Source organism: Cognatiyoonia sp. IB215182 (assembly GCF_033963905.1).
Lineage (GTDB): Bacteria > Pseudomonadota > Alphaproteobacteria > Rhodobacterales > Rhodobacteraceae > Yoonia.
This window is the reverse complement of the sequence record NZ_JAXBMB010000003.1, coordinates 221,413-247,449: the sequence shown is the minus strand read 5'-3', so window position 1 is coordinate 247,449 and position 26,037 is coordinate 221,413. Positions and strand designations below refer to the sequence as shown.

Annotated in this window: 26 protein-coding genes; 13 read left to right on the top strand and 13 right to left on the bottom strand. The window is 58.9% G+C overall.

What is annotated here, in order from left to right; all coding sequences use genetic code 11:
• Positions 1–140 precede the first annotated feature (140 nt).
• Positions 141–875 (top strand): GGDEF domain-containing protein, encoded by a 735-nt coding sequence (locus tag SLH47_RS07430; protein ID WP_320238835.1) that lies wholly within the window; start codon positions 141–143, stop codon positions 873–875.
• Here SLH47_RS07430 and SLH47_RS07425 read toward each other — a convergent pair.
• Entirely contained in the window at positions 872–1,519 is a 648-nt protein-coding gene (locus SLH47_RS07425) for a hypothetical protein (RefSeq protein ID WP_320238834.1), read from the bottom strand. The two genes, SLH47_RS07430 and SLH47_RS07425, sit on opposite strands and share 4 nt — an antisense overlap.
• Positions 1,520–1,671: 152 nt before the next feature.
• On the bottom strand, positions 1,672–2,550 hold the full coding sequence (gene yghU, locus SLH47_RS07420; protein WP_320238833.1) for a glutathione-dependent disulfide-bond oxidoreductase: 879 nt from the start codon (positions 2,548–2,550) through the stop codon (positions 1,672–1,674).
• 244 nt (positions 2,551–2,794) lie between these two features.
• On the opposite strand from yghU, the gene SLH47_RS07415 reads away from it, so the two are divergent.
• The gene (locus tag SLH47_RS07415) at positions 2,795–3,907 is read left to right on the top strand and encodes a LysM peptidoglycan-binding domain-containing protein (RefSeq protein ID WP_320238832.1); all 1,113 of its coding nucleotides are present in this window, start codon (positions 2,795–2,797) and stop codon (positions 3,905–3,907) included.
• Positions 3,908–3,949: 42 nt separating this feature from the next.
• On the opposite strand, the gene SLH47_RS07410 is transcribed toward SLH47_RS07415, so the two are convergent.
• A complete protein-coding gene (locus SLH47_RS07410) occupies positions 3,950–4,582 on the bottom strand; it encodes a response regulator transcription factor (RefSeq protein ID WP_320238831.1) in 633 nt (210 codons plus the stop codon).
• A complete protein-coding gene (locus SLH47_RS07405; RefSeq protein ID WP_320238830.1) occupies positions 4,579–6,012 on the bottom strand; it encodes a cache domain-containing protein in 1,434 nt (477 codons plus the stop codon). Before SLH47_RS07405 ends, SLH47_RS07410 begins: the two co-directional genes overlap by 4 nt.
• A gap of 245 nt (positions 6,013–6,257) precedes the next feature.
• On the opposite strand from SLH47_RS07405, the gene SLH47_RS07400 reads away from it, so the two are divergent.
• The 6 genes from SLH47_RS07400 (at position 6,258) to SLH47_RS07375 (ending at position 12,998) form a co-directional block, all read left to right on the top strand.
• Positions 6,258–7,340: a TRAP transporter substrate-binding protein gene (locus tag SLH47_RS07400; RefSeq protein ID WP_320238829.1), complete on the top strand. Its 1,083-nt coding sequence runs from the start codon at positions 6,258–6,260 to the stop codon at positions 7,338–7,340.
• A 105-nt stretch (positions 7,341–7,445) separates the two neighbouring features.
• On the top strand, positions 7,446–8,450 hold the full coding sequence (locus SLH47_RS07395; RefSeq protein ID WP_320238828.1) for a TRAP transporter small permease subunit: 1,005 nt from the start codon (positions 7,446–7,448) through the stop codon (positions 8,448–8,450).
• 18 nt (positions 8,451–8,468) lie between these two features.
• Positions 8,469–10,823, top strand: a complete 2,355-nt coding sequence (locus SLH47_RS07390) for a TRAP transporter large permease (RefSeq protein ID WP_320238827.1) — start codon at positions 8,469–8,471, stop codon at positions 10,821–10,823.
• Between the two features lie 70 nt (positions 10,824–10,893).
• Positions 10,894–11,628 (top strand): phosphatidylserine decarboxylase, encoded by a 735-nt coding sequence (locus SLH47_RS07385; RefSeq protein WP_320238826.1) that lies wholly within the window; start codon positions 10,894–10,896, stop codon positions 11,626–11,628.
• Positions 11,629–11,631: 3 nt separating this feature from the next.
• Positions 11,632–12,369, top strand: a complete 738-nt coding sequence (gene pssA, locus SLH47_RS07380; protein ID WP_320238825.1) for a CDP-diacylglycerol--serine O-phosphatidyltransferase — start codon at positions 11,632–11,634, stop codon at positions 12,367–12,369.
• Between the two features lie 2 nt (positions 12,370–12,371).
• Positions 12,372–12,998 carry a class I SAM-dependent methyltransferase gene (locus tag SLH47_RS07375; RefSeq protein WP_320238824.1) on the top strand — a complete coding sequence of 209 codons (627 nt, stop codon included), beginning with the start codon at positions 12,372–12,374 and terminating at the stop codon, positions 12,996–12,998.
• Here SLH47_RS07375 and SLH47_RS07370 read toward each other — a convergent pair.
• The 5 genes from SLH47_RS07370 to SLH47_RS07350 all read right to left on the bottom strand — a co-directional run bounded on the left by SLH47_RS07370 (position 12,995) and on the right by SLH47_RS07350 (position 16,578).
• Positions 12,995–13,801: an arginyltransferase gene (locus tag SLH47_RS07370; RefSeq protein ID WP_320238823.1), complete on the bottom strand. Its 807-nt coding sequence runs from the start codon at positions 13,799–13,801 to the stop codon at positions 12,995–12,997. The genes SLH47_RS07375 and SLH47_RS07370 overlap by 4 nt on opposite strands.
• Before the next feature lie 173 nt (positions 13,802–13,974).
• The gene (locus SLH47_RS07365) at positions 13,975–14,793 is read right to left on the bottom strand and encodes a cobalamin B12-binding domain-containing protein (RefSeq protein WP_320238822.1); all 819 of its coding nucleotides are present in this window, start codon (positions 14,791–14,793) and stop codon (positions 13,975–13,977) included.
• 222 nt (positions 14,794–15,015) lie between these two features.
• Positions 15,016–15,489, bottom strand: a complete 474-nt coding sequence (locus SLH47_RS07360; protein ID WP_320238821.1) for a DUF2852 domain-containing protein — start codon at positions 15,487–15,489, stop codon at positions 15,016–15,018.
• Between the two features lie 56 nt (positions 15,490–15,545).
• On the bottom strand, positions 15,546–15,986 hold the full coding sequence (locus tag SLH47_RS07355) for a DUF2852 domain-containing protein (protein WP_320238820.1): 441 nt from the start codon (positions 15,984–15,986) through the stop codon (positions 15,546–15,548).
• Positions 15,987–16,098: 112 nt separating this feature from the next.
• Entirely contained in the window at positions 16,099–16,578 is a 480-nt protein-coding gene (locus SLH47_RS07350) for a YbaK/EbsC family protein (RefSeq protein WP_320238819.1), read from the bottom strand.
• Between the two features lie 79 nt (positions 16,579–16,657).
• Here SLH47_RS07350 and SLH47_RS07345 point away from each other — a divergent pair, with 79 nt between their 5' ends.
• Together SLH47_RS07345 and SLH47_RS07340 are read left to right on the top strand one after the other, a co-directional pair.
• Positions 16,658–19,423 carry a glutamine-synthetase adenylyltransferase gene (locus SLH47_RS07345; RefSeq protein WP_320239089.1) on the top strand — a complete coding sequence of 922 codons (2,766 nt, stop codon included), beginning with the start codon at positions 16,658–16,660 and terminating at the stop codon, positions 19,421–19,423.
• Positions 19,420–19,683 carry a hypothetical protein gene (locus tag SLH47_RS07340; RefSeq protein WP_320238818.1) on the top strand — a complete coding sequence of 88 codons (264 nt, stop codon included), beginning with the start codon at positions 19,420–19,422 and terminating at the stop codon, positions 19,681–19,683. The genes SLH47_RS07345 and SLH47_RS07340 overlap by 4 nt, the downstream gene beginning before the upstream one ends.
• Here the strand turns inward: SLH47_RS07340 and eda are convergent.
• Positions 19,675–20,313, bottom strand: a complete 639-nt coding sequence (gene eda, locus SLH47_RS07335) for a bifunctional 4-hydroxy-2-oxoglutarate aldolase/2-dehydro-3-deoxy-phosphogluconate aldolase (RefSeq protein WP_320238817.1) — start codon at positions 20,311–20,313, stop codon at positions 19,675–19,677. The two genes, SLH47_RS07340 and eda, sit on opposite strands and share 9 nt — an antisense overlap.
• A gap of 24 nt (positions 20,314–20,337) precedes the next feature.
• Positions 20,338–22,143 carry a phosphogluconate dehydratase gene (gene edd / locus SLH47_RS07330; protein WP_320238816.1) on the bottom strand — a complete coding sequence of 602 codons (1,806 nt, stop codon included), beginning with the start codon at positions 22,141–22,143 and terminating at the stop codon, positions 20,338–20,340.
• A 167-nt stretch (positions 22,144–22,310) separates the two neighbouring features.
• Here edd and SLH47_RS07325 point away from each other — a divergent pair, with 167 nt between their 5' ends.
• The 3 genes from SLH47_RS07325 to SLH47_RS07315 are packed head-to-tail and all read left to right on the top strand — an operon-like array spanning position 22,311 to position 24,655.
• Positions 22,311–22,865, top strand: a complete 555-nt coding sequence (locus tag SLH47_RS07325; RefSeq protein ID WP_320238815.1) for a DUF6778 family protein — start codon at positions 22,311–22,313, stop codon at positions 22,863–22,865.
• 42 nt (positions 22,866–22,907) lie between these two features.
• Entirely contained in the window at positions 22,908–24,113 is a 1,206-nt protein-coding gene (locus SLH47_RS07320; RefSeq protein ID WP_320238814.1) for an RSP_2647 family RNA methyltransferase, read from the top strand.
• Positions 24,110–24,655, top strand: a complete 546-nt coding sequence (locus SLH47_RS07315) for an RSP_2648 family PIN domain-containing protein (protein WP_320238813.1) — start codon at positions 24,110–24,112, stop codon at positions 24,653–24,655. Before SLH47_RS07320 ends, SLH47_RS07315 begins: the two co-directional genes overlap by 4 nt.
• On the opposite strand, the gene SLH47_RS07310 is transcribed toward SLH47_RS07315, so the two are convergent.
• Both SLH47_RS07310 and SLH47_RS07305 read right to left on the bottom strand, forming a co-directional pair.
• On the bottom strand, positions 24,652–25,350 hold the full coding sequence (locus SLH47_RS07310) for a M48 family metallopeptidase (protein ID WP_320238812.1): 699 nt from the start codon (positions 25,348–25,350) through the stop codon (positions 24,652–24,654). The two genes, SLH47_RS07315 and SLH47_RS07310, sit on opposite strands and share 4 nt — an antisense overlap.
• Before the next feature lie 60 nt (positions 25,351–25,410).
• Positions 25,411–26,037 carry an MOSC domain-containing protein gene (locus tag SLH47_RS07305; protein WP_320238811.1) on the bottom strand — a complete coding sequence of 209 codons (627 nt, stop codon included), beginning with the start codon at positions 26,035–26,037 and terminating at the stop codon, positions 25,411–25,413.

Genomic DNA, 26,037 nt, shown 5'->3' with positions numbered 1-26,037 from the left:
GTGGTCAACCGTTTACGTGGAGAAAATGTCGCGCACGGGCAGGTTTCCGCAATTTTCTTTCGATGTCTGTGCCTTGCGCTCTTCAACGTATTTTAGGTGCTTTGGCCTATCCTGCGCGAATGACGTCCACAAATGCATATATGACCAAGATCGTTCAGATCGTTGCCCCCAAAAGCTGGTGGCATTGGCCAGTGGGTATCGCCTTCTGGGGCGCTGTCACGGCGGTCATCGTCTATATTGTCGAATGGTTCTGGAAACCTTCGGCGATGGGTGCCCCGCTTGAGCATTACATCGTCACGACCATCATGGCCGCGCCATTGCTGCTGGCGGGCTTGGCGCTGCTTGCGCATATGGACAGGCTACATACCGAATTGGCAAAGCTGGCGGCGACCGATCCGCTCACAAACCTGATGAACCGGCGCGCGTTTCTGACCGCTTTGGAGCAGGCGGGGCCGGGCGCGCTTTTGATGATCGATCTTGATTACTTCAAATCGGTCAATGACAGCTATGGTCACATCACCGGCGACAAGGTGCTGCTGCTCATGGCCGCCCGGCTGCGCGACAGTTTGCGAAAGGACGATCTGGTCGGTCGTCTGGGGGGAGAGGAGTTTGCCGTGTTTCTTCAGGATGCGGGGGCCGACGGCATGAAGGTCTGGGGGCACGACATATCAAGCGGCGTCCGGTATAAGGATGACAATGTGCAATTTGTCGTCACCGCCTCGGTCGGGGGCGTCATCATGCAGGCAGATGATCATGTGCTGCACGCGCTCAACAAGGCGGATCAGGCGCTTTATCAGGCGAAGGATGCAGGTCGCGCCCGGTTCCAGGCGTATGTTGCGGAATCGCGGGCCAGTTCGCGGAAGAAGTCCGGCTAGAGGTAACGGCTGCGCCGCAGGAAAAGGTGTCGCGTCAGTTCGGCCAATTGGCTGCCGAACAAAATGGCATGGGCAATTGTGAGTGCGGCGAACAGCACGATCCCGTAAAGGGCGAGGATCTGCAGCATCGGGACCTGGAAATTCAGCGGTGACAGGTTTGCGATGATCAACGGGCCGTACCACGAAACAAACGAGACGATGCCCATCGTCACAAAGACGATCTTGCGGGGGAGCGACACGCCGTCCAGCATCCGATGCCCGATCTGCCCATGAATGAAGGGGATGACACTGCGATGGATGAAATAGCCATTGATGGTCAGGATACCCACGATCACCATCTTCGCCCAGACTTTTTCATTGCCGAGTTTCACAGGCTCATAGAACCAATAGAAGATCAGGAAACCCAAGCCCGTCACCCAAAGCAGCTTGAGCCCGGCTGAGACGAGGTCGGCCAGAAACGTGAACATCTCGAACGTTTGTTCCGTGGTCACGCGGCCCAGAAAGAAACGGATGATCATCAGATCCAGCAGTGTCGCAGCACCCAATCCGAGCGTCAGCCCCAGAAAGTGAAAGATGCGCAGGATACTGCGGTTGAGTTGCTCAGGATCGCTTGAGAGGGCGGCAAAAAGCTCGGTCAGTTGCATGGCTCACATCCGGTTCGTAACGGCCCGCCCCCGCGAGGCCTCTTACCGTCAGTGGCACCGATTGCGCCCTCTCTCACAAGTGTTTCCTGATGGACCTTACGGCATCGGCGGGATTGCGCGCCTTATCGGGGTATTTTGCCCCAATCCTGCCATTATTCGTCTGCGTTGCTCTCTTCGGCCGGTTTGATCTTGTCCCATGTGCGGGTCTCAAAATCGGACGCGTCGTGCCGTTCGCGCAATTGTTCGCTTTCCTCGCCCCAGGCGCGATTCACCATCTTGCCACGCTTGTAGGCGGGGCGTTCGGTCACAAGATCAGTCCAGCGGGCAACATTCTTGTAGGATTGCGCGTCAAGAAAGGTCGCCGCATCGTCATATATCGTACCCTGCATCAGCGTGCCGTACCAAGGCGCGATGGCCATATCGGCAATCGTATAGGTGTCGCCTGAAATGTATTCATTGTCGGCCAATTGCCGGTCGAGCACATCCAATTGCCGCTTGGTCTCCATCGCAAAGCGGTTGATGGGGTATTCGAACTTTTCAGGCGCATAGGCGTAGAAGTGGCCAAAACCGCCGCCCAGATAGGGCGCGCTGCCCTGTAGCCAGAATAGCCAGTTCAGGGCTTCGGTTCGCGCTGCGCGGTCTTCGGGCAGGAATGCCCTGAATTTCTCGGCGAGATACAAAAGAATGGCGCCGCTCTCAAACACGCGGCTGCCAGTGCCATGGTCCATCAAGGCGGGGATCTTGGAATTGGGATTCACACCCACAAAGCCGCTCCCGAATTGATCACCCTCCTGAATATTGATCAGCCATGCGTCGTATTCCGCGTCATGCCCGGCGGCTAACAACTCTTCAAGCATCACGGTTACTTTGACCCCGTTGGGTGTTGCCAGCGAGTAAAGCTGTAGGGGATGTTCGCCAACGGGCAGGTCCTTGTCATGGGTTGGACCGGCGATGGGGCGATTGATATTGGCGAACCGGCCGCCACTCTCGGCGTCCCAGGTCCAGACTTTTGGGGGTGTGTAGGTGGTCATCGGGGCGCTCCTGCGGCAAACGGTTATCGTGCCAACAAGACGCTGAATGGGTGCGAATTCAAGGGGTGCGCGCAATCGTGAAGATTTGAAACGCGAGCCCAAGAATTCATCAGAGTGGCGACACTTCGCGCAAAGCCTAGAAAACGTGCCTCGCTCTCGGTGACTCGGCCAGACTTGTCAACATTTCGCCATTTTTCGCCCAATAGTAGCAATCATGGAAACGCTGATCGGAAAGGACATGCGTATGACGCAAAAACATCCCCTCAAAGTACAAAACCAATACCTGTCTGTCTTGATGACCGGGACAGCGGGGGTCGCGCTTGCATTGGGTGTTTTGGGCGGTGCACCACAGCAAGCGGCTGCGCAAGAACTCTGTTCCTCCTACGCGGTCGTCCGTGGCGATACGCTAAGTGGGATTGCCGGTACCGCCGATGTGCCGGGTGGGTTTCAGTTTTTGTTTAACGCCAACACCGATGTACTGGCCAATCCAAACCTGCTTGAGGTGGGGCAGGTGATCAAGATTCCTTGCGCCGATGGGTCCTTACCAGGTGCCGAAGCTTCGGTCGTGCGACCCGCAACGCCACTGGCCGCAGCCCAACCCGCTGAGCTGAGCCGCCCCATTCGCATCGCGACGGCCACAGGATATGCGCCCTTCACGGATGAAGGTTTGCCGGGTGGTGGCATGATCACCCAGATGGTGGACCGGTCCATGCAATTGGGGAACCCTGATCAGGAATACACGCTGGTCTTCATCAATGATTGGGGGTCGCATCTTGAAACGCTGCTGCCCTCAGGCGCCATTGACATGGTGTTCCCGTGGTTCCGGCCCAATTGCGACCGGGTCGAGAACCTTTCACCCGCAAGCGCATATCGCTGCACTGACTTCAATCACTCCGAGCCTTTCTATGAGCTTTTCGTCGATTTCTACACGCTCAACGGCAGTGATTATGCGGCTGCCGACAGCTATGACGACCTGATCGGGGCGCGGATCTGCAGGCCAGAGGCTTGGTTCACCTTTGATCTCGAAGCCGAAGGTCTAACCCCGCCAAATGTGGACTATATTACCACCGTCGAGCAAAACGGCTGCTGGCCGCTTCTTGTTACCGGAGAGGTCGATATCGTCACCTATGATGCGCTTCCCGCCGAAGAAGACGCCAGAAATGCCGGGCTGACCGATCAGATCACCACGCTTGAGGCGCTGCGCGGCACGGTGACGTCGCACGTGTTTGTCTCCAAGAACAACCCGATTGCGAATGAGGCCTTGCCGATCCTGAATGCAGGGCTGGAAGAACTGCGGCTGTCGGGTGAGTGGTTCAGCATCGTGCGCGAAAGCATCAGGGAGACGGTCGAGAACTAAGCCAGCTGTGACGACGGTCTGGCCGTTCAACAGGCGGCCAGATCAAATACCGGTGCCCTGCAGCACCCCATGCTCCATTGCATATCGTGTCAGCCCTGCAGTTGAACTGATCCCCAATTTGCGTTTGATGTTCTTGCGGTGCGTTTCCACGGTACGCACTGAAATATTCAACGTGTTGGCCACATCCTTGTTGGACTGGCCCTGGGCGAGTTCGAGCAGAATGGTCTGTTCGCGGCTTGTCAGCGTCTCGCGCCCATCGCTGATTTTCGGCTGAAGCGCGCGTTTGGCGCCGGTGCAAAGATACTCCTGCCCATCCATCACCGTCTCAATCGCCGTCTTTATCTCATCGGTGGGCACATCCTTGAGGATATATCCTCGTGCACCGTGGCTGAGGGCCGTGGAGATGTATTCAGGGCTGTCATGCATCGACAGGACGAGAATGCGCGTATTGGGCCGCTCTTCCAGGATCATCTCGGTCGCGTTGAGGCCAGAAAGACCCGGCATGTTGAGGTCCATCAGGATCACATCGGGGGCGAGTTCATTGACGCGATCCACCGCCTCTTGCCCGTTGCCCAGCGTGCCCACGACACTGATATCATCATAGCTTTCAAGGATTGCCTGGATCCCTTCGGTCACCATCGGATGATCATCAACAATCAGAACGCGTGTGGTCATGCACTTTCCTTGGTTGTCTTTTGCGGGCTGAGCATATGGGTCAGCGGCACCTGTGCCTCTATGACAGTACCGGTTTTGCCCGTCCGGGCCGAGAGGATGCGGAGGGTCCCGCCCAATTGTTCAATCCGTTCTTGCATGTTGCGCAAACCTAGCCCGCCCAAAACGCGCCGGGAAGGGCGGGGCCATATCATGCCAATGCCATCGTCCTTGATTTGCAACATCGCCCCGTTGCGATGGCCCTTAATGCTGATGAACACATTCTCGGCCTGCGCATGCCGTTCGATGTTGTTCAGCGCTTCCTGCGCGATCCGGTAAAGGGCGATCCGCGCCTCTTGGTCCAGCCGGTTGCGGAAGACGACTGTTTCAAATTCAATCTGGATACCTGTGCGTGTGCTGAAATCCTCGGTCAGGGCCTGCAGGGCGGGGCCGAGGCCCAGGTCATCCAAGACGCCGGGGCGCAGGTCGCGACTGATCCGGCGCACCTCCTGAATGGTCGAGCCTAACCCATTGATCCCTTTGTCGAGCAAATTGCTGGTTGCTGGATCGCTCGCAAGTTTGCGCTTGGTCAGCTCCAGCGCATAGCGGACGCCGACCAGCATCTGGCTGATCCCGTCATGCAGTTCACGTGCGACCCGCCCACGCTCTTCTTCCTGTGTGTCGATGATCCGCTGCGTGAGCTGTTTCAGCTTGGCGTCGGCCAGTCGCCGTTCGCGGACATTTAGAACCATGCCCGTCATGAAGACGCCAAGCAGTGCCACAACGGCGATCCCAACGATGTAATAGGATGTCGTCTGAATACGTGTTTCCACATCGGCCCTCGCGGCGGCTACGTTTTCCAGCACGTCATCGATGAAAACGCCCGTCCCGATAACCCAGCGCCAATCCTGCAGGCCGTTGACATAGACGATCATGCGTTCCGTCGCCCCGGTTGAGGGTTTGGGCCAGTCAAAGCTGTGATAACCGCCGCCCGTCCGCGCGATCCGGATCAACTCATCGGTGATGGGCGTGCCATTGAGGTCTTCCAGCCCGGTCCAGTTTCTGCCGATCAGATAGGTCTGGCGGGGTGCGACGAGGTTGTTGCCGTCATAGTCAAAGACAAAGAAGTACCCATCCTGCCCATAAAGCATCGCGGCAAGTTCGCGGGAAACAGCAAGCTTCGCATCCTCATCGTCGGGCGCGGCGCGGCCGTAAGTGTTCACGACGGCAGTACGCGCGATGGACAGATAGTTCTTCAGCTCAGCGCGTTTGGTTTCGATCAGTTGTGTCTCTAACGCCTGGATTTCGCGCTCGGCCAATTGGCGCGATTGTGACGTGACCACCAGAAAGATCAGGAACACGGCAACGATCAGCGGCAAGGTGGCCAAAAGAAAAACCTTCTGGCCATAGCTGATGCTGAAGAAATCGCGCAGTCGCATCAAGAGTCCCGTCATCCTCTGATCGTTACGCGGGAATCGTCTTTGACGCAAATTCGGCTGGCGCCGTTTTTCAAGGCAGATCAGCGTCAACAGGGCCAATGCGCACTATAAACGGTCAGAAAATGTGACAGAAATGCGAAATCTACGCAGTACTGCGTATTTCGTCTTGCAAGTCCGCAGAGTAGGGTGCCGCCACGAAATCCATTGGGGGGCGTGGTTTCGTGCTCCCCTTGAGACGTTAATAATCGGGAGGATACTCTATGGATCGTCGTTCATTTCTGAAAAACTCGGCACTTGGCGGGACGGCTGCCGCAGCGACAACGCTGGCCGCACCGGCCTATGCGCAAGGCAACCGAACGCTGACGCTGGTGACCACATGGGGTCGCGGCCTGGCCGGTGTGCATGATGCTGCACAACGCGCCGCTGACACAATCACTGCGATGTCCGGTGGGTCGCTGACAATTGACCTTAAAGCCGCCGGCGAACTTGTTGGCGCATTTGAGGTTTTCGACGCTGTGACCTCTGGTCAGGCCGATATGTATCACGGTGCCGACTACTACTTTGTCGGTCAGCATCCGGGCTATGCGTTCTTCACCTCGGTGCCATTCGGGATGACACCGATTGAGCTGATGAACTGGTACTATCAGGGCGACGGTCAGGCGCTGCATGATGAGCTGGGCTCGATCTTTGGTCTGAAATCCTTCCTTGCTGGTAACACGGGTCCTCAGGCCGGTGGTTGGTTCGCCAAGGAAATCGCAGGCCCCGAAGACTTCCAGGGTCTTAAGTTCCGCATGCCGGGTCTTGGCGGCGAAGCGCTGGGCAAGATGGGTGCGTCGGTGCAGAACCTTCCCGGTGCGGAAGTGTACCAGGCGCTGGCATCCGGTGCCATTGACGGGACCGAGTGGATCGGACCATGGGCGGACGAAAAGGCTGGTTTCCAGGAAATCACGAAGTTCTACTACACCGCTGGTATGCACGAGCCGGGTGCGGCCCTGTCGCTCGCCACAAACCTTGATGTGTGGGAGAGCCTGAGCCCCGAGCACCAGAAAATCGTGGAGATCGCATCGGGTGAAGCGCATCAGTGGAACCTTGCGCAGTTCATGAACAATAACGGTGCCGCACTGCAACGTCTGCAGGCCGGTGGTGTGAAGGTTCTGGAATTCCCCGACAGCGTTTGGGACGCAATGGGTGCCGCAGCGCGCGAAACGCTGGACCAGTATAACGGTGACGACATCTATGATCGTATCCGTGCCAGCTATAACGCCTCCATGGCAGCCTCCTCTGGTTGGATCACCCAGTCTGAAGGTGCCTACCGCGCACAGCGCGACCGTGTTATGGGCTAAGCGCCAAAAACGAACAAGGAAAGGGTCCGCAAAAGCGGGCCCTTTCAGCCAAAAAATAATCATCTGTCACGGGCTGGGGTGGAGCCTTAGACGACAGGGGGGATCATGGAAGAAGAGATCACGTGCAGCGGTTTTTTCCGCGCATCGGTGGAGGATACGGTCAGCTGTCTTGACAGTTTTCAGGCCTCCGGCTGGTGGCAATTCATCTTGGGCAACCTGCTCGAAGCGTTCTACAACATCTTCTACGCGCTCCTGAACCCGCAGCTTTGGCTCGCCTGGCTGCCCTTTATCAACGCACCAATGGACGACCTGGAGGTCAAGCAATCGCTGATGCGCTTTATCTATTACGGCGCCTCGGTTGAGTTCTTCTTTGTTGTCCTTGTCATCTTCCTGATCGTCACGATCATCGGTTTCATCAACAACCGCTTCATGTGGGGCTGCGTGCGGGGCCTTGAGGGCTTTGCCAACATCGTCGGGCGCACCGCGGCCTGGGCGGGCCTTCTGATGGTGCTGCAGCAGATCGTCATCATCTTCATGCAGCGTGTTTTTGCCGTCTCTGAGATCGGCATCGGCTTTGGCGTGACCTTCACCAAGGATGTCAGTTGGTGGTCGGAAGAATTGAAATTCTACAACGCGATGATCGTCTGCCTCTGTGCGGCCTACACATTCGTGCAGGGCGGCCACGTGCGCGTCGATCTTGTCTATTCCGCGATCAGCTACCGCGCCAAACGTGTCATCGACATGTTCGGATCGCTGGTCCTTATGGTGCCCGCCGCGATCATCACATGGCTTTACGGTTGGTTCTTCATGTGGCGGCATCTGGTGGTGCCGAACCCGTCGGCCTCAAGCTCGCTTGATCGTTTGCTGACACAGGCGCGCGCTGTCCGCTGGAATATTGAAACCATCGGTTTCTCGCCCAACGGCTTTAATGCTTACTTCCTGTTCAAGGTTCTGCTGGTCGTCTTCACCCTGATGGTGTTGTTGCAGGCCGTTGCGTTCTTCTATCGCTCGTATCTTGAGTGGAAAGAGGGCCCCGAAAGTGAGGGCAAGTTCCTCGACAAAGACAAGCTTGGCGATCCAACGGCCGAACTTGCCGCTGACATCCACTAAGACCAAGGACGCTTACCCATGCTATTCGGACTTGATGGGATCGAAGTCGGTATCATTATCGTCTTTCTGACCTTGTTTGCCGGGATCCTGTCCGGTTTCCCGGTTGCCTTTGCCATCAGCGGCTCGGCAGTCATATCCTTTGCCATCATCGCGGCCCTCGACAGTGCGGGGCTGTTGATCCATGCCGCTGTCGATACGAATTCGGCCGAATATGCGGCCTTGATTGCCGAAGGTGTCAGGCCAGACGCGATCTCGGTTTTCCGATACCCCGAATTGCCGCGATATGAGGATGTGCTGTTCCCGCAGGGCTGGGAAGTCGCACTCGACCGCAATATCGGCTTCATGGTCAACCGCATGAACGAACGCGTGCTGGCGGGCCAGTCGATCGAGACGCTGCTGGCGGTGCTGATGTTCGTCATGATGGGGATCGTGCTGGAGCGGTCGCGGATCGCGGATGAGCTTCTCACGACCATGGCCAAGGTCTTTGGCCCGCTTCCGGGCGGTCTGGCCGTGTCCATCGTGATCGTGGGCGCATTCCTTGCCGCTTCGACGGGGATCGTCGGTGCGACGGTGGTGACCATGGGCCTGCTGGCCCTGCCGACGATGCTGAAGAATGGTTATTCGCCACAGCTTTCGACCGGTGTGATTGCAGCATCAGGGACATTGGGGCAGATCATTCCGCCCTCCATCGTCATTGTGCTTTTGGGCACGCTCGCGGGGGACCTTTATTCCGCGGCACAGGAAGACCGCGCGCAGCTTGCGGGCTGTTCCGACGCACTCACATTTCTGGGTGAACCGGCTGTTGTCTCAGTAGGGACACTGTTCCAGGCCGCATTGCTGCCGGGCATCATGCTGGCTGCGCTCTATGCCGCCTATGCGTTTGGCTTTGCCCTGTTCAACCCGTCAAAGGCACCGCCCGTCCAGCTTGATGGCACCGGCGAGGGCGAGGTCATCACCCGCAACGAAAGCTTCACATGGTTCCTGGCCGTGCCTGTGGGCATCATCGGCCTGGCCATCGGGTTGGGGCAGGTGAATATCGTCGGCTCGCAATCGGTGATCGTCGACAGTTTCACCGATGCGGGGCAGACCGCATCTTTGCGCACGCGGGTGAGCGAGGACTGCCAGGCCTCTATGATTGAGCTGCACGGACAAGCCGCCTGGGACCAAGCGGTGGCCGAGCAGGCCGCGATTGATGAGGCGGGTGGCGTGGTCGAAGCACGCGCGCTATCGGATGAAGAGCGTGCGGCACTGGTTCTGGAAAAGGTCGACGCGGCGGCGCCGATTGGGACAGGGATCGCGATCACGGCGGTGCTTCTGGGCCTGATGCTGGCCATTGCGCGCGGCGTTGCGCCGACTGCAGATCACCGGCCGTTGATCATCGGTGCGGTGGGGATTGGTCTGCTGCTTCTGGTCGACATCATCCTGATATCGCCGTTGACCACACCGGGGTGGACCACACTGATGATCCTGATCCCGTTGGCGGTGACCTATATCGGGCTCAAACCGGCGGCAGCTTTCCTTGCATCAAACGAGATCTTGCGTGTTGTCTTCCCACCGCTCGTTCTGATCGTCGCGGTACTGGGTTCGATCCTTGGCGGGATCACCAACCCGACACCGGCTGCGGCCTTGGGGGCAGGGGGCGCCATCCTGCTCGCCACCTATCGCAAGCGCAAGGATCAGGGCAAATCGGGCCGGATCGTGATGCTGACGGCGGGTGCGATTGTCCTCATGCTGATCGTCGGGGTGAATTTCGACATGCGGCTTGGGCAGGAAGTTGTTCTGTTCGAAAACCGCCTCGCCTATCTTGTTGCCTTTGGCTGCTTCCTCTTCTCGCTCTTCGGCCTCCTGTGGTCCTGCTGGGTCCTGATCTCGGGCGGCGTGCTCGGCCCCGTTGTGCGAGAGACGGCGAAGGTCACGTCGATGGTCTTCACCATCCTGATCGGTTCACAGCTGTTGAACCTCGTGCTGATCTCTTTCGGCGGGGAGCATTACATCCAGCAATTCCTGCGCTCATTCGACAATGAATGGCAGGTCTTCTTGCTCGTCATGCTGGTTCTCTTTGTCCTCGGCTTCGTGCTCGATTTCCTTGAGATCATCTACATCGTTATCCCCATTGTCGGGCCGGTCATCTATGGCGGCACGTTTGATCCCAAATGGGTGACGATCATGATCGCGGTGAACCTGCAGACATCTTTCCTGACCCCGCCCTTTGGCTTTGCGCTGTTTTATTTGCGCGGCGTGGCACCAAAGACGATCACGACCGGGCAGATCTACAGGGGTGTGATGCCGTTTATCGTTATTCAGGTTGTGGGATTGTTGCTGCTCGCCTTCTTCCCCAGTGTGGTGACGATTGTACCGAACCTGCTGAACTGACAACGGTTTTGAGGGCGGTGCCACTTGCACCGCCTTTTTCCCTCTGTCAGGTTCGCGCCAGTTGTTGCCAGTGCCGAGATTCAGTCGGGAAAAGGAACTGCTCTCCAACATCATGAACATGCTCGCAACATTCATCAAACCGATGCATCCGGAAGGTCGGAAGTTCGTGGCGATCTTTGCTGCGATCACATTCGTCCTCTTCTGGATCTGGAATGTGCTCGGTTGGATCGGCGTAGGCCTAACGATCTGGTGTTATTACTTCTTCCGCGACCCCAAACGGACGACACCGACCCGAGATGGGTTGATCGTCAGCCCGGCCGATGGCGTTGTTTCACTCATTGAAAAAGCGGTGCCGCCTGCGGAATTGGGCATGCCGGATACAGCGCTGACCCGTGTCAGCGTGTTCATGAATGTTTTCAACTGCCATGTGAACCGTGCGCCGGTGGCGGGCGAGGTGGCGGCGCTCGCCTATCGGCCCGGCAAGTTCTTCAACGCCTCGCTTGATAAGGCGAGCGAAGACAATGAGCGAAACTCGCTTTGCCTGCAGATGGCGGATGGACGGCAGATCGCAGTCGTGCAGATCGCGGGTTTGGTGGCCCGGCGCATTGTGTGCTTTATTGAAAAGGGGGCGACATTGGAAACGGGTGAACGGTTCGGTCTGATCCGGTTTGGGTCGCGGCTGGATGTTTATCTGCCAGAGGGTGTCGCGCCGCTTGTCGCAGTCGGGCAGGGGATGATTGCTGGGGAGACAGTGCTTGCCGACCTCAAATCGGACGAGCCACCCCGTGATGGACGCACCGCCTGAGCCATGGTGCAGCAAGCCTCCCCACGTTCAGAACTCCCGATTGTCACGCTGTTGCCGAATCTGGTCACGCTTGCGGCCATTTGCGCGGGGCTGACGGCCATCCGGTTTGGGTTTCAGGGCAACTACGAACAGGCGGTGCTGCTCGTTTTGCTGGCCTGCGTTTTTGACGCAGTGGATGGGCGCCTCGCACGTCTTCTGAAATGCGAAAGCAAGATGGGAGCGGAACTCGATTCACTTGCGGACTTCCTGAACTTTGGCGTCGCCGCACCGTTGCTCCTTTACCTCTTTGCGTTGCAGGACATGCGCAGTGCAGGCTGGATTACGGTGCTTGTGTTTGCGCTTTGCTGCGTAATCCGATTGGCACGGTTTAACGTGACCGCCAAGACCCACGACGGAGAACGGCAGGCGCAGTATTTTATCGGTGTACCGGCGCCGGCAGGGGCCATGCTGGTTCTGATGCCGATGTTCATCTCGTTTCTTTTCGCAAATGAATCGATCATTCCGCCAGTCGTGGTAGCGCTCTGGACGGCCTTCATCGGGGTGTTAATGATCAGCACCATGCGCACCTATTCATTCAAAATGCTGACAGTGTCGCGCGAAAACGTACCCTTTGTGCTGTTGGGTGCAATGGTGCTGGTTGCGGCGCTGCTGACCTATGTATGGGTCACATTGGTGGCGATCAATCTGGTTTACATTGCCGGTGTGATCTGGGCGTGGCGCCGAGGCAAATTCAAGGACTAGCTATGGATATCAATGCCGTCGGGACCTCTTACGCGCGATGGGCGCCGATCTATGACCGCACTTTCGGCGCGATCACCAATCGGGGGCGCCGCAAGGCTGTTGCATACATCAATGCCAATGGTCACGAGGTCCTCGAAGTCGGGGTGGGCACCGGGCTGTCGTTGCACAACTACGATCCGGCGCTCGCGGTCACAGGTATTGATTTCAGCCATGACATGCTGGCCAAGGCCAAACAAAAGGTTTCTGAGGAAGGGTTGGGCCATGTCAAAGAGCTGCGCCAAATGGATGCCCGTGAACTGGATTTCGCCGATGACAGCTTTGACACGATCGCGCTGATGCATGTCATCTCTGTCGTGCCGGAACCTGAACGTGTCATGGCCGAAATTGCGCGTGTCTGTAAACCGGGCGGTAAGGTTGTCATCACCAACCATTTTGCGCGAGACAAGGGGTTTCTGGCGCTGATTGAAAGGCTAACGGCACCCTTCGCCAACCTGCTGGGCTGGCATTCGGATTTCGAAATGGGGACAGTCTTGCGCGAAGACAGGCTGTCGGTAGTGGAACAATCCACGATTCCGCCCATGGGTATGATGACGTTCCTGGTTCTGGAAAAAACTGCAGCCGCGCGTTAGTTGCGCCCGTCCGGCAGGCTGATCCTTGCCACCTGCTCGGCAATGGGATCGGTCGACAGGGGATGTACCTCTGCATCGTATTTCTTGGGGTCGCCAATCGGGCTCCAGGCACCGTGACGATAGACTTCGAGGCCTTTGAATTTGGCCTTGTAATCCATCTTTGGGCTGCCAGGCACCCAATAGCCCAGATAGACGTAAGGCAAGTTCAATTCGCGCGCGATCATGATGTGATCAAGGATGATGTAAGTCCCCAGCGACAGCTTCTGATGCGCCGGATCAAAGAAGGAATAGACCATCGAGAGACCGTCATCGAGAATGTCGGTCAGGCATACGGCGCGCAGCTCGTCCTCCTCGTCATATTCGATCAGGCGCGACCGGATCGGCGTTTCCTCGACCATCGCGGCAAACTCGAACATATCCATGTCCGCCATACCACCGGTTGCATGCCGCCCGTCCAGATACTGACGGAAAAGCGTGTATTGCTCTTCGGTGGCCCAAGGCGAGGTTGCGCGCCTTTTTAGATGGTCGGCGCGCTTTTGCACCCGGCGCTGACTGCGGCTGGGCGCAAATTGCGACACATCAATGCGCGCAGACATGCAGGCAGAGCATTCTGAACAGGAAGGACGGTAGAGAACATTCTGCGACCGGCGGAAGCCCTGTTTCGACAGCGCATCGTTCAGTTTTGTCGCTGTGTCACCCTGCAGGGCGGTGAACAGCTTTCGCTCCATCCGCCCTTCGAGGTAAGGGCAGGGCTGCGGCGCAGTTACATAGAACTGCGGAGCAATGGGAAGCGTGTGGCGCATTGTGAATCCGTCTGGTTTCCGAAAACACTAGCAACCGATGCCGCATCCGCCAAGCCTTTCGATTAACCTATGGTTAAGGCTAAGCGGCGCGTCGCAAAAATGTCCGGTGCGCAACCTTTGGATGTGCTGCGGTCCTTGAAGCATCCGCATCAGCTTTCATCTGCAAATCGGGTTTATGGCTGGAGCGTTTGCCACAGCTGGTTCATCAGCACCTTTGCCGCATGGATGTCGCTGGCGAGCCCGTCGACACCGATCAGTTCGATGGCATCCGCAGCCTCTTCCACGATGTGTCCGCTGACGAATATCATCGCATCGGGCCGATTGATCCGCAGCGCCACAATCAGCCGCGACAAGGCCTGCAAGGAATGCGCACCGCCCGCCGATATCCCGACAAGCTGTGTGGGCGCGTTTGAGATATGCGATACCAGCGCATCGTGATCGCCTTCGATCTGCAGGTCGATCCGCCAGCCGTCCTTGCGAAATAGATCGGTTGCCATGCGAATGCCCAAAGTGTGCGTTTCACCCGGTGCGATGGTGAAGATTGCGGATTTGCTCGCAGTCGTGGTGGGCAACGCAATTTGACGCCGTATGGCCCGCATAATGGCGTACATGCGGCTTGTACCAAGAGTGACTTCGGAAAAGGTGGCCAGATCATTGTCCCACCAGAGGCCGAGCATCCGCGCTGCTCCTGCCAGATAGGTCAGATAGATCGCTTCGATCGATGCGCCCGCCGCACGTGCCTGTTGGATAAAGGCAGCACCTGCCTGGTCATCATCCGAGATCAGGGCATAAAAAAAGCTCTCTAGCTGGTATTCCGATGGTCTTTGTGCGCTGATCTCTGCCCCCTGAGCGGCCAGGCGGCGGATCACTTCACGGGCCAGTCCCGCGACAGATGCAGGTGGTAAGCGTGCCTTGAATTCACGGATCTGGCTTTGTGATTTTGCATAAAGTGCGGCATCCAGGTGGCAGGTGTCCGGGCCTTCTTCAAACATCGTCCCCTCCCTGGCAAAATGCAGGTGAAGCAAAAACGGCTTGATGACTCAATAAACGGCTAGATGTGTAACAGGCTGACGTAAAGTAACGTGTCAATCAATATTGACACGTTGTATTTGGCGCGGAGGTGGTCAATTTGACGCAGGCATTAGGGCCGACCACGGCTGCACGCGCGATGCTGCGTGGCGAGCGGCAACCCATAGTTGCCGCCGATATGGCCCTTAGTCTGTTGCGTCGTCTATGACGTCTGTGTCTGCTGTCGCGCGCCTGACACGTGCTGCGCGGCGATCAAGGAAATCGTCAAACTCTGATTTGTCCTTTGCGGCGCGCAACCGGCCTAGAAAGTTTTCGAAGTTCTCCTGCTCTTCTTCAAGGCGGCGCAGGGTTTCGGAGCGATAGGCGTCAAAGCTGGCATTGCCGCTTGATCTCTGCTGCGCCTCGGGCGCGAGGGGCATGATGTTGTCCAGTTGTGGCATTTGCGGGGGAGGACCCCAGGCGCCCGGCGCAAAACCGCCGCGCCAGCCGATGATGGCCGCAACCACGATGCCGCCAAAGAGCGAATAGTTGAAGGCGAAGATGACGGCGAGGATACCGAAAGCGCCGAAAAGGACGGTTGAAATGATCTGTACCGGAAGCGGCAGATTTTGTGCGGGAATATGCGCGGGCTTCTTTGCGGACATGGGAATGCTTGTCATATGATGTACTCCTGAAATGAAAAGCTCCCCCAAACCGGGGGAGCTTTCTGGGGTCCTTAGGCTTGACCCGTTGGTTCGTCCGGCGTGCTGTCTGTCGTATTCGCAGCCGCGGCGCGTTCGTTCATGAACTGGTCGAACTCTGCCTTGTCCTTGGCTTCACGCAGCCGCTTGAGGAAGTCCTCAAACTTGTCCTGCTCTTCTTCCAGACGGCGCAGTGTTTCGGCCTTGTAGGCGTCAAATGCGCTGTTGCCCGAAGATTTGCTCATGTGGCGGGGGCGATAGCGGGTCATGGATTTGCAGGAATTGCTGAACATGCGTTTGCTCCAGATCATATAGGCGAGGATGGCAAGGCCGATGGGCCAGACAAAGATGAAGCCCAGAACCATAGCGGCGATCCAGGCGCCTTTGCCGCGCTCATCAAGCCAGGCCTCGGCACGGGCGAAAAAGCCGCGGGGGCTGTCATAAGCCATCGGGGCTGGGTTGGTGGCGGTGTTCATTCTTGGGCTCCTTATCTCTTGGTGTGAATTTCAATGTGAATGTCTTTCACATGACCAAGATATCGGCTGCCACCGGTCTTACTTCAAGAGTTTATGTGAATGTTTTTTACATTTACTTTTGAAGCGCAATGAAATCAGCCACTTGCGCGCCAGAAATCTTGATAAGCGTATCGGGCTTAATCGGAAAAATGTGACGCGGTGTGCCTGCAGCGGCGTAGATGACGTCAAATTCAATGAGCCGCGGGTCGATAAAGGCCCGGATCGGGTTCAGATGACCCACGGGTGCCACGCCACCGATGGCAAAGCCGGTCTGCGCCCGGATCAGCCCTGCATCGGCCTTGCCCAATGGCTCACCTGCGGCGGCGCTGGCTTTGGCCGCATCCACCTGATTGCCGCCTGCGGTGATGAACAGGATGGCCCGACCACTTTCTTGTCCAGCAAAGATGACCGATTTCGCGATCTGATCCAGATGACACCCGGCAGCATCGGCGGCTTGCTGAGCAGTGCGGGTCTCCGCACCCATCTCGATAGGAGTGATCGAGAGGCCCAGATCGCTCAAGGCGCGTGTCACGCGTTTCAGACTCTTGCTCATGATCATACTGTCCTTTTTGCGGCACTTTAGCCGCTGGCAGGTGATTGACCAGCCTGTCGCGACCGATCACTCTGCGCCCATGTCCTTTGCCGCCGCCATGACGCGATGCCCGCGCGCCCATGACCCTGATCGCGGTGCAGATGCCTTGCGCCTTGTTCCGGACATTACGGGGGATTTGGCCAGGCTGATCGCGGGCACAGCAGGGTGCAGCCCCTATCTGGCAGGGCTGATAGCGAAAGAGGCAGAATGGCTGACCTCCGCGCTGGATGATCCAGATGGTGCGGTGCGGTCACTCATTGAGGCTCTCCCGGATGTCGCTGTGGATGATCTGCCCGGTCATTTACGCACGATGAAGCGGCGGATAGCACTTATTGTCGCTTTGGCCGATCTCGGCGGCGTGTGGTCGCTCAAACAGGTAACCGGAACACTCACGGATTTCGCCGATGCGGCGGTGCAGGCCAGTTTGGCCGCCCTCGTGCAGGCGGAGATCGCACGCGGCAAACTGCCGAGTCATCTTGACCCGACCAAAGGCGGCGGCATGGCGGTGCTCGCCATGGGCAAGATGGGCGCGGGAGAGTTGAATTATTCCTCTGACATCGACCTGATTTGTTTGTTTGACGAAACGCAGTTCGATGCGGATGCGTATCATGATGTCCGTGCCGCCTTTATCCGCGTCACGCGGAAGATGACCGCAATGCTGTCAGACGTCCGCGAAGGTGGCTATGTCTTCCGCACCGATCTGCGTCTGCGCCCGGATGCCTCGGTCACACCCGTCTGCCTGTCGATGGAAGCGGCAGAGCGTTATTACGAAAGCGTTGGCCGCACTTGGGAGCGTGCCGCCTATATCAAGGCGCGGGTCTGCGCCGGTGACATCGCGGCGGGCAACAGGTTTCTGGAGACGTTGCGCCCGTTTGTCTGGCGCAAACATCTGGATTTCGCCGCCATTCAGGATGCGCATGACATGCGTCTGAAGATTCGCGACCATAAGGGCTTGGGCGGGAAGCTGACGCTCGAAGGCCACAATATGAAACTGGGGCGCGGCGGTATTCGGGAGATAGAGTTCTTCACCCAGACCCGCCAGTTGATTGCCGGAGGGCGCGATCCGGCGCTGCGGGTGCGCCGAACGGATGAGGGCCTTGCGCGGCTCGCAACAGCAGATTGGATCCCGCAGGAGACAGCCAAAACGCTCACGACCCACTACGAAGCCCATCGCGAGGTCGAACACCGCGTGCAGATGATCAACGATGCGCAGACCCATCATTTGCCAGGTGATGCCGCAGGCTTTGAACGGCTCGCGGCCTTTATGGACACGGAAGCGGCCAGTCTGCGGGAAACGCTGACCCAGCGCCTGAGCGACGTACATACCTTGACCGAGGGTTTTTTCGCACCAGAGCCGACCGCACCGGTCACCACCACATGGGGTGCCGATGTGGTGACGCGCTGGCACAGTTATCCGGCGTTGCGATCTGCCCGCGCGACAGAGGTATTCGACCGGCTGACCCCGGAAATCCTCGCCCGCCTGCAAGAGGCGGCGAAACCGGATGAGGCGCTGGCGCAGTTCGACGCATTTCTACGGGGTTTGCCTGCGGGGGTGCAGCTATTTTCGTTGTTTGAGGCGAACCCGCAACTGACCCAGTTGATCGTGGACATCGCGGCTACTGCGCCCGCGCTGTCGCAATATCTGTCGCGCAATGCAGGTGTGCTGGATGCGGTGATTGGCGGTGCCTTCTTTAGTGACTGGCCGGGTGTTCAGGGTCTCAAGGCCGACTTGGACGCGGTGCTCGGCGACATTGATGACTATGAAACCCAGTTGATAGCCGCGCGTCGTTGGGCGAAGGAATGGCATTTCCGCATCGGCGTGCATCACTTGCGCGGGCTGATTGATGCCGCCACAGCAGGTCGGCAGTATGCCGATCTCGCCGAGGCGGTGATCGCCGCACTTTGGCCCGTCGTTGTGGCCGAATTCGCGCGTAAGCATGGGGCGATGCCCGGACGCGGCGGCGCGGTGCTTGGCATGGGTTCCCTTGGGGCAGGTCGGCTGAATGCAGGCTCTGATCTGGACCTGATCATGATCTACGATGCCGGCGGTGTTGAAGCCTCTGACGGGCGGCGCCCGCTAGCCACCCGTGCCTATTTCGCACGTTTAACGCAGGCGCTCGTCACAGCACTCAGCGCGCCGATGTCCGAAGGGCGGCTTTACGAGGTTGATATGCGCCTGCGCCCCTCTGGCCGTCAGGGGCCGGTTGCCACATCCTTCGATGCGTTCCGCACCTATCAGCGCGATGAGGCTTGGACGTGGGAGCATCTGGCGCTGACACGTGGTCGCGTCGTGGCGGGGGAAGCGGGGCTTGCGGGTGAGATTGAAAGCTTTCGAACCGCGTTGCTGGCTGAAAAGGCAAACGGTCCGACCGTCCTGACTGACGTGGCCGAGATGCGCAGGCGGATCGCCGAAGCCAAACCGCCGCAAGGGGATTGGGATGCCAAGATCGGGCCGGGGCGGCTGCAGGATATCGAACTCTTTGCCCAGACCGCAGCCCTGCGTTCAAAGTCGCCTGCGCGCAATATCGCGGCACAATTGCAGGCCGGTGTCGCGGATGGGTGGCTTGATGCCGTGGATGCGCAGGCCATGACCGAGGCGACGCGGTTTTTGTGGGGCGTGCAGGCGGCGGCAGGCCTGTTGACGGGCGGCGCGCTTGACCCAGATACACTTGGCGAGGGTGCCAAACGCCTGATCCTGCGCGAAAGCGCCTGTGACGATCTGGACGGGCTTTTGGCCAAGCTGGTGCAGGCGCGTGACCGGGCCGATGCCATCATCACGCGGATGTTGAAAGAGGATGCGACATGACGGACCCCAACGATCCCAAGGGACTGATCCGAGAAGCTTACCGCATTGAGGGTATAAGCGCACCGGAATGCCGCACGATTTTCCTCGATTGGGCGCTTGGGGTGCCCCCGGATGCCAACCCGCGCGCGGCGGTCACCGCTTTGTTGGATCGCTATGCTGGCGAGCCGCGGGACCATCCCATGACCCAGACCTTGAAAGAGGCGCTGAATGAAAGTGCCGCACCCAAGCGCCGGGGCGGGCGCGCAGCGCGTCTAGCCTAGCTGCGCTGCCTCTTCTGCCAGCGCCGTGATGCCCGCCCAGTCGCCGGCGGCCACCTTGTCTTTCGGTGCAACCCAAGATCCACCAACGCAGAGCGTATTGCTGAGCCCCAGATAGGTCGGCGCATTTGTCAGGCTGACACCGCCCGTGGGGCAAAATTTCACCTGCGGGATGGGCGCGCCGATGGCCTTCAGCGCGGGCGCGCCGCCATTGGCTTCTGCCGGGAAGAATTTCTGCACGGTGTAGCCGCGCTCCAAGAGGCGCATCGCTTCGGTCGCCGTTGCCGCACCGGGCAGCAGCGGCAGGTCATTGGCTTCGCAGGCATCCAGAAGCCGGTCTGTGGCTCCCGGCGAAACGCCAAAGGTGGCACCGGCCGCCTTGGCCTCTTCGACATCTTTCGGGGTGAGCAACGTGCCCGCGCCAACAACGCCGCCATCCACCGTCGCCATCTCTTTGATCACGTCTAGTGCGGCGGGTGTGCGCAGCGTGACCTCCAACGCGGGCAAACCGCCAGTGATAAGCGCGCGGGCCAGATCAGCGGCGATGCTCGCGTCGTCAACGACAAGTACGGGGACCACGGGGGCCAATTGGCAGACCTTGGCGGCGGCTGCAGAAGCGTCTTGGGGTGTCATAGTTGGTCTTTCGTTGTTCTTGGTTCAGACGGCGACGCCCGCGCCGTCGGCGGCAAGGCCCACATTCCGGCGGAAGACGTCAAAAAGCTCGCGCCCCACGCCATTGCCATTGCCGCTGAGGTCTGCGGTGGCGGGTGTACGGGTGCTGAGGTCAACGCCCAGCACTTCGATGCTGCCCTTTGTGGCATCCAGCCGGATCACATCGCCATCGCGCACTAGCGAAATGGGTCCGTCATCCGCCGCTTCCGGGCAGACATGGATGGCCGAGGGGACCTTGCCGGATGCGCCTGACATCCGCCCGTCCGTCACAAGTGCCACACGCAGGCCACGATCCTGCAGCACCGCCAGTGTTGGGGTCAGTCCGTGCAATTCGGGCATGCCGTTCGACTTCGGCCCCTGAAACCGCACGACGATCACCGTGTCTTCGGTAAACTCCCCGGCTTTGAAGGCTGCTTTCACTGAGTCCTGGTCGTGGAACACGCGGGCAGGGGCCTCGATAATGTGCCTTTCGGGCGCGACAGCTGAGGTCTTGATCACCCCACGCCCCAGATTGCCCGCAAGTTGGGTCAGTCCGCCGGTCGGGTGGAACGGATCATTGGCGGGGCGCAGGACCTTTTCGTTGTGCGATTTACCCGCACCAGGTGCGTAGGTGATACGGCCCTCGGTCAGCTTGGGCTCTTGCGTGTAAAGCTCCAGCCCGTCACCGGCGACGGTCTTGGTGTCGTCATGCAAGAGGCCCGCATTCAGCAGTTCGCCGATCATGTAGCCCAAGCCACCCGCAGCATGGAAATGGTTCACATCCGCCAGCCCGTTGGGATAAACCTTGGCCATTAGCGGCGTGACCTCGGAGAGATCGCTGAAATCTTCAAGATCCAGCATGATGCCCGCAGCCTTCGCCATGGCGGGCAAGTGGATAACAAGGTTGGTTGAGCCGCCTGTGGCCATCAAGCCGACCATGCCGTTCACAAACGCCTTCTCGTCCAGAATGTCACAAACGGGGCGGTAATCATTGCCGAGCGCGGTAATCTCCAAGGCGCGTTCGGTGCCTGCGGTCGTCAGTGCCTCGCGCAAGGGCGTGCCGGGGTTAACGAACGAAGCGCCGGGCAGGTGCAGCCCCATGAACTCCATCAGCATCTGGTTGGTGTTGGCTGTCCCATAGAATGTGCAGGTGCCCGGACCGTGATACGAAGCCATCTCGGCCTCCATCAGCTTGTCCCGGCCCACTTCACCGGTCGCGAATTGCTGGCGCACGCGGGCCTTTTCATCATTCGGCAGGCCAGAGACCATCGGCCCCGCAGGCATGAAGATGCCGGGGATGTACCCAAAAGTAGCGGCAGCCATGACGAGGCCCGGCACGATCTTGTCGCAGACGCCTAAGTAGATCGCGCTGTCAAAGACGTTATGCGACAGGCCAACGCCCGCAGCGAGCGCAATTACGTCGCGCGAGAAGAGCGACAGCTCCATTCCGGTCTGGCCCTGTGTGACGCCATCACACATCGCGGGTACGCCGCCCGCGACCTGCGCCGTCCCACCCTCAGCCCGCGCAGCCTCGCGGATCAGGTCGGGGTATTTTTCAAACGGCTGATGGGCCGACAGCATGTCATTATAGGCCGTGATAATCCCGATATTGGGGCTGCGTGCGGCGGTTAGCGCATCCTTGTCCTCGCCCATCGCGGCATAGGCATGGGCCTGGTTGCCGCAGGTCAGATGGGCACGGCGCGGCCCTTCGGCGGCTGCGCGTTCCATCGTGTCCATATAGATAGCGCGGGGTTTTTCGGAACGGGCTTTGATGCGGTCAGTAACTTCAGCGATTTTCGGGTGAAGTGGCATGGGGGTCCTCGTCGGCGGGATTTGCGCGCATCTTACCACAGTGTGTTAGCGCTAACAAGCAATGCCAGGCACACCCTCACATTTATGTCTCAGCGCGTACCAAGCTGGCCATAATCTCTGCATATTTGCTTGCTACCCGCCGCAGAGGCGAAAGGTGGATCATGCGAATGCTTCATAGACTGTTCATACTTCTGATAGCGATTGTCGGTCTTGCGGCCTGTTCGGGAGGCAACAATTTCTCCTCTGGCGGTGCGACGGATGTTGCTCGATCCTACACACTTGCGGATTTTTCCTTTGCGGCACCTGCGGACCTGACCGTTTCCGAGAGTGAAAACTACTACCCATTTGCGGATGTCGTCTGGCGCGGCGATCCGCGTGGCGCACGCGTCCCGCAAATTGCGGCGATGTTCGAAACCGCAGCGCGTCGCAGCGCGACCGGTCTGACCGGGGATGTGCCGGTTGCCGTTCAGGTGCGGCTTGTACGTTTTCACGGTGTCACCGACCGGACGCGGTATTCCGTTGGCGGCAACTACCATATCGTATTTGACATGACTGTCCGGGATGCCCGCACCGGCACTGTCCTTGAGCCTGCGCGCCGGGTCACCGCCAATCTGGATGCGCCGGGCGGATCGCGGGCAGTCGCGCTGGAACAAGGCGGGCAAACCCAAAAGGTGCGCGTGGTGAATTTCCTGACCGAAGTTCTGCTTGCAGAGCTGTCCTGACTACCCTTTCAAACCCATTGTGAAGCCGCTAGGAGAGCGGCCATGACAGGTTCAGACACTTCCGCCTTGCCCATTGTGCGCCTTTTGCCGAAAGCCGAGGCGCGCGCCATCCGTCACGGGTTTCCGTGGGTCTATGCGAATGAACTGGTGACAGATCGGCGGACGCGCAAACTGGCGCCGGGGACGATCGCACAACTCGAAGACGCGAACCGGTCCTTTCTGGGTATTGTTGCGGTGAACCCGACGTCGAAGATCATCTGCCGGATGCTGGAGCGCAATCCGAATGTCGTGATCGATGAGGGGTGGTTTATCAATCGGCTGCAATACGCACTCACGCATCGCGAACGGCTTTATGACGAACCCTATTACCGCCTCGTGCATGCCGAGGCGGATGGCTTGCCGGGTATCGTCATTGACCGCTTTGGCGATATCGCGGTGGTCCAGCCGAATGCCGCTTGGGCGGATCGTCTGTTGGGACCCATATGTGCCGCTTTGCAATCGGTCACGGGCGTCAGCACGATCATCATGAACGGCACTGGTCGCGCCCGTGGCCTTGAGGGCTTGGAAGAGCGGACCGAGGTCATTGCTGGTACTGCGCCAGACGACCCCGTCCCGGTGCCGATGAATGGGGCCACCTATATGGCCGATCTTCTGGGTGGGCAGAAGACAGGGCTATTCTTTGATCAACGACCAAATCATGACTTTGTGGCCGGGCTGGCATCGGGGGCGGATGTTCTGGACGTCTTTTCGCATGTCGGCGGCTTTGGTCTGGCATCGCTAGCGCAAGGTGCCGCCTCAGCATTGGCCGTCGATGGCTCGGATGCGGCGCTGAAACTGGCCCGCGCCGGTGCCGACGCAACGGGTGTGGCCAAGCGGTTCACCACCCGAAAAGGGGATGCGTTCGATGTGATGGCCGCATTGGCAGAAGAGGGGGCGTCATTTGACATTGTCGTTTGTGACCCACCAGCTTTTGCACCGTCAAAACAGGCCCTCGACGCCGGTCTGCGCGCCTATGAACGTGTGGCGCGGCTCGCCGCCCCGTTGGTGAAGAAGGGCGGTTATCTGGCCTTGTGTTCCTGCTCGCACGCTGCGGATTTGACGCGGTTCCGCAACGCATCATCGCGCGGGATTGGACGGGCTGGGCGGCGCGGGCAGATCATCCATATGGGCTTTGCCGGGCCGGACCATCCGCTTTTGCCGCATCTGGCGGAAAGCGGTTATCTCAAGGCGCTTGTCTACCGCCTATGAGAGTGATGATCGACGCCTGCGTGCTCTACCCGACCGTGATGCGCGAGGTGCTGATTGGTTGCGCGAAAGAAGGCCTGTTTGAGCCACGCTGGTCGACGCGCATTCTGGATGAATGGGCGCTGGCAGTGGCGAAGCTGGGCCCGCAGCAAGAGGTGATTGCGCAAGGCGAAATCGCGGCCCTCAAAGCAGCATTTCCCGACGCAATGGTGCGGTTTGAAGCCGATTTCGCGCGGCAATTCTGGCTGCCTGATCCGAACGACATCCATGTGCTTGCCGCCGCGGTCGCTGGATCATGCGACACGATCCTGACGCTGAACCACAAAGACTTCCCGCGCGATATCCTCGCGGATGCGATGCTAGAGCGCGCGGGGCCGGATCTATTCCTATGTGACCTCTTGTCTGAGGCCCCGGATCAGGTCCGGGGCGTGGCAGAGGCCGTGTTGGCGCAGGCAAATCACTTGTCCGAGCGGCCTTGGACGATGCGGGCGCTGATGAAAAAGGCGCGGCTTCCGCGATTTGGCAAGGCGCTGGAACGCGGTTAGGCGTTGGTCAGCCCGCCGCTCCATTTCGCCTCATTCGCCTCAATAGCGGCAATGCGCTGGTCGGTTTTCGGGTGGCTCAGGATCCAGGCTGGCATGGCGGCACCGCGCGCACCCGTCAGCTTCTCGAGCTTGGCGAAAAGCGATTTCTGCGGCCCTGTCCCGATGCCCGCCTTCACAAGCAGGGCCGAGGCATAGGCATCCGCCTCAAACTCGTCATTGCGGGAGAGTTTTGCGGCCAAGAGGCTGATCAGCCCATTGACGATCCACGGGCCGATATAGGGAATGAACCGCCCGACAATCATTATCAGTGCAGTGCGCATTGCGTTCTGACCGGAAAAGTCGATCATCCTGCGGCGGGAATGGCCGAGGGCCACATGACCCAGCTCATGTGCGATGACGCTCGCCATTTCTTCAGAGGTCACCTGACCTTGCCGGTATTTGTTGAAGAACCCGCGTGTAATGAAGATGCGCCCGTCAGGTGCGGCCAGGCCGTTGACCGGCTCAATCTCGTAGATGTGGACCCGGATGCGGTCGATATCGAGCGCCTTGGCCATATTGTCCATTAGCACCTTGAGGATCGGGTCGGCCAGTTCGGTGGAGTTCGCGTCCAACTCGCGCTTCGTCCGCCACGCAGAAAAGCGATACATGGCCAGACCGTAAAGCACGGCAAGCAGGATGGGCATCAATTTGATCATGCCGTGAATATGGGGGCGTGTGCCGAGATTTCAAAGTGCGCAATGCCGCAGGCGCCGTGGCTAGACGTCGAGCCTTTCCTTTGCAATTGCATGCAGCTTTTGCGGTGCGGGCAAGGCGAGGGCGCGCTGCAGGAAATCGTCGTCTTTGAACTTGGTGCGATAGGCGCGCATATAGTCCACCACGGTGATCCTGTCGCCGTCGTAAAGTGTAAGATCAACCTTCATCCCCCTGGAAACGCTGCCTTCTTGAAGGACCCGCGCGTAGGCGCCGGGGCGCTCCGCGGCGTAAAACTGCTTGATTGCGCGCCCGTCCCCGATATGGGCGGCATAGGTGGCGCAGGGGATGCGCGGCGCAGTGATCTGCAAGGTAACATCGCCAATGGTCAGGATGTCTCCCATCGCGAGGGATGACGTATCTAGGTCCGAGATCACGAGATTTTCACCAAAGAAACCGGGTAGTGTGTCACGGCCAAGCTCTTTTGTCCACCATTCCAGATCCGGCGTCCCAAACAGGTACACGGCCTGATCCACGCCACCGTGGTTTTTCAGATCACAGATCGCATCACCTTCCAGGCCAAGGCTATGGATGGCCACTGGCCCATCGACAGGTTTCTTGAAATGGCCGGTTGGACCTGTCTTGGCAGGTGTCTTTTCCGGCTTTCCAATCTGAATGCTGAGGAGTTCCAT